The 7,624-nt window shown below is 32.0% G+C and carries 7 protein-coding genes; 1 reads left to right on the top strand and 6 read right to left on the bottom strand.

Annotated features, from left to right (window positions below):
* Window positions 1–84: 84 nt before the first annotated feature.
* From AC1RRU_RS12275 to cmk, 5 genes are all read right to left on the bottom strand, one after another.
* Window positions 85–357 carry an HU family DNA-binding protein gene (locus AC1RRU_RS12275; RefSeq protein WP_011275733.1) on the bottom strand — a complete coding sequence of 91 codons (273 nt, stop codon included), beginning with the start codon at window positions 355–357 and terminating at the stop codon, window positions 85–87.
* A 168-nt stretch (window positions 358–525) separates the two neighbouring features.
* Window positions 526–1,524: an NAD(P)H-dependent glycerol-3-phosphate dehydrogenase gene (locus tag AC1RRU_RS12280; protein WP_011275732.1), complete on the bottom strand. Its 999-nt coding sequence runs from the start codon at window positions 1,522–1,524 to the stop codon at window positions 526–528.
* A gap of 15 nt (window positions 1,525–1,539) precedes the next feature.
* Window positions 1,540–2,850 (bottom strand): ribosome biogenesis GTPase Der, encoded by a 1,311-nt coding sequence (gene der / locus AC1RRU_RS12285; RefSeq protein WP_070855451.1) that lies wholly within the window; start codon window positions 2,848–2,850, stop codon window positions 1,540–1,542.
* A gap of 224 nt (window positions 2,851–3,074) precedes the next feature.
* A complete protein-coding gene (gene rpsA, locus AC1RRU_RS12290) occupies window positions 3,075–4,253 on the bottom strand; it encodes a 30S ribosomal protein S1 (RefSeq protein WP_011275730.1) in 1,179 nt (392 codons plus the stop codon).
* 310 nt (window positions 4,254–4,563) lie between these two features.
* Window positions 4,564–5,220 (bottom strand): (d)CMP kinase, encoded by a 657-nt coding sequence (cmk, locus tag AC1RRU_RS12295; protein ID WP_011275729.1) that lies wholly within the window; start codon window positions 5,218–5,220, stop codon window positions 4,564–4,566.
* 75 nt (window positions 5,221–5,295) lie between these two features.
* On the opposite strand from cmk, the gene AC1RRU_RS12300 reads away from it, so the two are divergent.
* Window positions 5,296–6,270, top strand: a complete 975-nt coding sequence (locus tag AC1RRU_RS12300) for an asparaginase (protein WP_011275728.1) — start codon at window positions 5,296–5,298, stop codon at window positions 6,268–6,270.
* A gap of 177 nt (window positions 6,271–6,447) precedes the next feature.
* Here the strand turns inward: AC1RRU_RS12300 and ypdA are convergent, their stop codons facing one another.
* The gene (gene ypdA / locus AC1RRU_RS12305) at window positions 6,448–7,434 is read right to left on the bottom strand and encodes a bacillithiol disulfide reductase YpdA (RefSeq protein ID WP_011275727.1); all 987 of its coding nucleotides are present in this window, start codon (window positions 7,432–7,434) and stop codon (window positions 6,448–6,450) included.
* Window positions 7,435–7,624: the final 190 nt, after the last annotated feature.

Raw genomic sequence — 7,624 nt, forward strand, 5'->3', positions numbered from 1 at the left:
AAGACAATTTCTATATTATTTCAATAGAAATTGTCTTTTTTTCACTTATCCAAGAACTTTATGTCCCGGACTCTTTTAAGTAAATTATTTAACAGCATCTTTTAATGCTTTACCAGCTTTAAATGCTGGAACTTTACTTGCAGGAATTTCAATTTCTTTACCTGTTTGAGGGTTACGACCTTTACGTGCAGCACGTTCACGAACCTCAAAGTTTCCGAAACCAATTAATTGAACTTTTTCACCTTTAGAAAGTGATTGTTGGATTGATTCGAAAACAGCATCTACAGCTGAACCAGCTTCTTTTTTAGTTAAATCAGCTTGTTCTGCAACTGCATTAATTAAATCAGTTTTATTCATTACGAGTTCACCTCCAGATGAATGATAATGATATCTTTATATCATTATGCTATGACTTTAACACAACAATTAATGTTACCGCAATAATTTATGCACTTAAAACACTGAAATATCAGTATTTTATGTACAAATCTGCGAAAAATTTTTGATAATGAGTAATATTACACTTTATTCAGATTTTTTATCTCTTCCCATTAAATCTTTAACACTGTCTTTAACCGGATTATCTTCGAATAAAACCTTGTAAAGTGCATTAGTTATAGGCATATCAACATTTTGTTGTTTAGCTAAATGGTATACAGAATTAGTAGTATAAATCCCTTCTACTACCATATTCATTTCATTTAAAGCTTCATCCATTGTTTGGCCTTGTCCTAATTTAAATCCTAAAGTGTAATTACGTGAATGCGTTGATGTACAAGTAACAATTAGATCTCCAATACCACCAAGACCTAAAAATGTCATTGGATCAGCACCTAATTTTTCACCTAATCGGCTTATTTCAGCTAAACCTCGTGTCATTAAAGCAGCTTTAGCATTATCACCATAGCCCATGCCTGCTACAATACCACTTGCAACTGCAATTATATTTTTTAATGCTCCTCCTAGTTCAACACCGACTAAATCATTATTAGTGTATACACGTAAATAATCATTCATAAATAAATCTTGAATCAGTTTACTAACTTTTTCATCTTTTGATGATGCGGCGACTGTAGTTGGTTGTTTAATCACTACTTCTTCTGCGTGACTAGGACCTGATAAAACCCCGATACCACCATTGTGATCTTCTGAAATTGAATCTTCAATCATTTCTGAAACACGTTTGAATGTATCATTTTCTATACCTTTTGCAACATGAATAAAAGTTTTCTTAGAATCAATTAAACTATCAATTTCACTTGTAACTTCACGCATTGCTTTAGTTGGTAGAGCCATTAAATATATATCAGTAAAATTCGCGGCTTCTTTAATATCACTAGTTGCTTTAATTCTACTATCTAAAACGACATCTTTTAAATAACGTTTATTTTGATGGTGATCATTTAATTCTTTCACACTATCTTCATTTTTTCCCCACATTAAAACAGTATGTCCATTTTCAGCTAATACATTAGCTAATGCAGTACCAAAACTTCCCATACCAAAAACAGTAATTTTAGTCATAGTTTTAACTCCTTCTTAGTTTCTTCTTCTTGGAATGATGTGAATAGGTGTTCCTTCAAAACCAAATGCATGACGGATTTGATTTTCAAGGTAACGTTTGTAAGAAAAATGCATTAGTTCGACATCATTAACGAATACAACAAATGTTGGAGGCTCGTTAGCTACTTGAGTAGTATAGAATACATTTAAACGACGGCCTTTATCTGTTGGAGTAGGATTCATAGATATAGCATCAGTGACAACTTCATTTAAAGTAGAACTTTGAACACGTTTTTTATGGTTTTCGCTTGCTTCATTAATATATGGGAATAGCGTGCGTAAACGAGTGCCTTCCTTAGCAGAAACAAAAGCAATTTGAGCATAATCTAAAAATTGGAATTGATTTCTGACATCATCAGCAAATTTCTTCATTGTGTTACTATCTTTGTCAACTGTGTCCCATTTATTCACTACAATGACAACTGCTTTACCTTCTTCGTGAGCATATCCTGCAACACGTTTATCTTGCTCGATTATACCTTCCTCAGCATCGATTACAATCAAGACTACATTAGATCGCTCAATTGCTTTAAGTGCACGTAGTACTGAATATTTTTCAGTTGATTCGTACACTTTTCCTTTTTTACGCATACCTGCTGTATCTATTAAAACATAATCTTGTCCATCATAACTGTATTCGGTATCTACAGCATCTCTAGTAGTTCCGGCAACATTTGATACAATAACACGATCTTCACCAAGAATTGCATTTACTAAACTAGATTTTCCTACATTAGGGCGACCGATTATTGATAGCCTTATAGTATCTTCATCATATGAATCTTCAGTTTCTTCGTCAAAGTGCTTAACTACCTCATCTAATAGATCCCCTAAACCTAAGCCGTGTGATCCTGATATTGGATATGGATCTCCAAAACCTAATGGGTAAAAGTCAAAAATGTCATTTCTCATCTCAGGGTTATCTACTTTATTAACAGCCAATACAACAGGCTTTTTAGATTTATATAGCATCTGTGCAACCATTTCATCACTTTGGGTTAAACCTTCTCGAACATTAACCATAAAGATAATGACATCTGCTTCATCAATTGCGATTTCAGCTTGTGCTCTTATTTGGGTTTGAAATGGAGCATCTCCTATTTCTATTCCACCAGTATCAATAATATTAAATTCATGTGTTAACCATTCGCCTGATGAATAAATTCTATCACGTGTAACACCAGGTGTGTCTTCGACAATTGAAACACGTTCACCTACTACTCTATTAAATATTGTAGATTTCCCTACATTAGGCCTACCTACAATAGCTACAATAGGTTTCGTCATAAGCTAACTTCCTCTCTTTCTAAAATCTCTATAATTTTATCATATGACCTACTTATTTCAAACAAAGTATGTAAGTTAAGCAAAAATATGGTTTTTAAAACAATAAATCTCGCTACATTTCATAATTTAATTACCATTATGATCCATTAAATTGTGAGAAAATGAAAATTCCCAATTAAAGTCTTAAACTTTAATTGGGAATGAGTTTGTATGATAACTTGAGATTAAAATTTTAAGTCTTTAAATTTATCGCCAAAGACATCACCTAATGTTGGATTGTCTTCAATTGAATCATTACTTAAATAAGATTGAGTTGTAGCATCATCGCTCTCAACAACGTCTTCTTTAGGTAATGTAGCTTTAATTGAAAGTGAGATACGTTCATTTTCTTCATCTATACCTAAAATTTTAACATTAACTTGTTGTCCTGGCTCAAGTTTTTCACCTGGTGTGCCAATATGTTCATGAGCAATTTCTGAAATATGCACTAAACCTTGAACACCTGGAGCAATTTCAACGAAAGCACCGAAGTTAGCTAAACGCACAACTTTACCTTCAATAACATCATCTTCATGAAATTGTCCTTTAATGCTTTCAAATGGTGTAGGTAAAGTATCTTTGATAGAAAGTGAAATACGTTCAGCATCTTTTTCTACAGACTTAACTTTTACATCTACCTCTTGACCTACAGAAACTACATCTTCTGGAGAATCAACATGTTCATGTGATAATTCAGAAACGTGGACTAAACCATCTACGCCACCGATATCAACAAAAGCACCAAAGTTAGTTAGACGAGCAACTTTACCTTTAATAACATCACCAGCATTAAGTGATTCTAATAAAGAAGCTTTTTTCACATCATTTTCAGCTTGCTCTACTGCTTTACGGCTTAAAATGACTCTATTATTTTCAGGATCTAATTCTTCTACTTTAATGCGAATAGTTTGTCCATCGAATACAGAGAAATCTTCAATGAAATCAGTTGAAATTAGTGAAGCTGGTACAAAACCGCGTTGACCTACATCTACAACCAGGCCACCTTTAACTACTTCTGTAACTTTAGCCTCAATAATTTCGTCATTATCAAGTTTTTCTTGTAAATATTCATATGATTTTTCAGTTTCAAGTTGACGTTTTGAAAGAATATACACACCTGAGTCATTTTCTTCATCAACTTCGATTTTAGTAACATATGCTTCAATTTCATCACCTTGTTTAACTACCTCACTTGGGTTCTCAATATGATGAGTTGAAAGTTGGCTAATTGGAATGATTCCATTGAATTTGCCACCATTAATATGAACTACGACTTGTTTGTCTTCAACTTGTTGAACCTCACCAGTGACTTTGTCACCTTCTTTAATATCATTAATCATTGATTCATTGAATTCTTCAGTCATCTTGTTTGCCTCCTTATACACTACATACATATAACATCTTATAAACCAGTAGAATTGTCAAGAAATTCCCCTTTAGTTTCATAAGTTCTTAAAAAATTATCAATTATTAAAATTATAAAATGAAAATTTAACTAATTTATAACTTTTGAAAATTTATAATTTTTATACGAACTAAATATATGTTATACGATTAAAAAAGTGCTTAATAGTTACCACTTTTAATTATATAGAATAAAAATAGCTATTTAAAATAATTCGCACTTTAAACTTAGTTAAATACGAATCACTCTAAATAGCTGTCCTTATTTGTCTAAATATTGTTAACCAAAGTCATTATTTCTTCAGTTACTTCTTCAATCGTTTTACCAGTTGTATCCACTGTGACGGCGTCATCAGCTTTTTTTAAAGGTGAAATGTCCCGATTCATATCGTAATGATCTCTTTCTTCTATTTCTTTTTTTAATTGTGATAATGTTGATGGGATACCTCGTTGTTCATTTTCTTTTTGACGTCTTTCAGCTCTTTCTTCAACTGAAGCGATCATAAACACTTTTAATTCTGCATCTGGTAATACTACTGTGCCAATATCTCGGCCATCCATAACAATTCCTTTTTTAGCTGCTAGATCTTTCTGCTTTTCAACTGCAAATGTTCTAACAGGTTCTTTAGAAGCAACATAAGATACATTTTGAGTTACATCATTTTCTCTTAAAAAATCAGTGACGTCTTGATTATCTAATAAAATTCGTTGTCCTTTACTTTTGTCATAGGTTAATTCCAACGTCGTTTGATTAACGAGTGTTTTAAAATCCTCTGGTTTGTCATTTTGAAGATATTTATAAGTAATCGCACGGTACATTGCACCTGTATCAACGTAAATCATAGACAATTTACTAGCTACTTGTCGTGCAATAGTACTTTTACCTGCAGCTGCAGGACCATCCAAGGCAATATTTATTAAGTCCATATTATTTATCCTTCCTTGTTGTTTTATTTGTATTATTTTATCATAAATATGTAAATTAAAAATAGGAGGAACGAAATGAAAAGATTATTAGTTATACATACTGGTGGCACAATAAGTATGTCGCAAAACCAATTTAGTCAGGTAGTAACAAATGATGTAAATCCAATATCTCTTCATAGAGACATTATTGGCCAATACGCTAATGTTGATGAAATTCATCCATTTAATATTCCGTCTCCTCATATAACGATTCAAAATGTCGAGAAGTTGAGAAATATAATTATTGAAGCTAATAAGACAGGTAAATATGATGGTTTTGTAGTTACACATGGTACTGATACTCTTGAAGAGACCGCATACCTTTTAGATTTATTATTAGACATTAGATGTCCTGTGGTTATAACTGGTGCAATGAGATCTTCTAATGAAATTGGTTCCGATGGATTATATAATTTCATTTCATCAATTCGTGTAGCCTCTTCTAGTGATGCAAATGACAAAGGCGTTATGGTCGTATTCAATGATGAAATACATACTGCTAGAAATGTAACGAAGACGCATACTTCTAATATCAATACCTTCCAAAGTCCAAATCAAGGACCATTAGGAATATTAACTAAAGATAATGTTCAATTCTATAATCAACCTTATAAACAACAGTCATTTAAAATAATAAATTATCAGTTGAAAGTACCATTGATAAAAGCTTATATGGGCATGGAAAGTGACATATTTAATTTTTATGCGCAACAAAACGTAGATGGTATCGTCATTGAAGCTTTAGGCCAAGGAAATTTACCTCCAAGTTGCTTGAAAGGTGTCCAAACTTGTTTAGATAATAATATACCTATTGTGTTAGTTTCTAGATCTTTTAATGGGATTGTAAGTCCAGTATATGCCTATGAAGGTGGTGGCTTTCAATTAGCGAATAAAGGTTTAATATTTTCAAATGGATTAAATGGTCCTAAAGCAAGACTTAAGTTACTAATTGGCCTAAGTAATCAACTCAATATTGTCGAATTAAAAAATTATTTTGAAAAACAAAATTAATTACAAGATTTTAGAAAAATAATGTAATTTAATTGGTTTTGCTTGAGAAGTTACTACTTAGTAATCTTTTTGAATCATCTTAATTTATCTTCATAAGGATGATAAGAGCTGAGAAGACACTAATGTTGCGTCGTTCTCAGCTCTTATTAACTATACCGCTGTTTTATACTTCTGTCCTTAACTTTCAAGTGGTGTTTGCTTTTTGCTTAAAATACTTTGAGTAATAATTCCGCCATGATATTTACCATTTTCAATAAAGATTGCATTATTATCATTACCTGCAGCAATTACGCCAGCAATATAGCAATTCTCAACATTTGTCTCAAAAGTTTCTTTGTTATGAACTGGAGCAGTTCCATATTCATTTGTATTAATTTCAATTCCAATAGATTCTAAGAAGTCGTAATCAGGGTGATACCCTATCATTGCAAATACATGATCATTAGGTATCTCTGTAACTTTACCGTTCTTTTCATAAATCACGCTATTCTCTGTTATTTCAGTAACGTTCGCATTGAACTCCATAGTGATTTTTTCATGATTGACTAATGATTCAAAATTTGGCAATATCCATGGTTTAATGGCAGCTGAATATCGATCACCTCTGTATAGTACAGTTACATTTGCACCAGCTTTTTCTAATTCTAATGCAGCGTCAACAGCAGAATTTTTACCACCTATGACAGTAACATCTAAATTAAAAAACGGGTGTGCTTCTTTAAAATAATGTTGTACTTTAGGAAGTTCTGCTCCTTTAACCTCTAACTTATTATGTTGACCATAATAACCGGTTGCAACAGTTAAAAATTTACACTCATAAACATCTTTAGTAGTTGTTATAGTGAATTTATTGTCAATTTTTTTAACAGTGAGTACTTCTTCAAATGCACGAACATTTAACTGATGATGTTTAACAACTTCTCTATAATATACTAGTGCTTGATTTCGTCGAGGTTTACTTTCTTCGACGATAAAAGGAATATCACCGATACTTAATTTATCACTAGATGAGAAAAATGTTTGGTGTGTTGGATATTTATATATAGCATCTACAACATTCCCTTTTTCGATGACTAATGTATCAATACCCTTTCTTTTTTGTTCAATAGCAGCACTTAAACCGCATGGGCCTCCGCCGATAATAATACTTTCTATGCTTTGCATGTCATTGGCCTCCTTTAATCACCCATATATTATAGCAGTTGTTTCGCTATTTCTAAATAGAATAGCACTCACAATATTTATATAAAATTAAAATTATATGTGCATTGAAACATAGAGTCCGGGACATAAAGTTCTTGGATAAGTGAAAAAAAGACAATTTCTATTGAAATAATATAGAAATTGTCTTTTT

Source organism: Staphylococcus sp. GW821-FHT11H10, assembly GCF_058807855.1.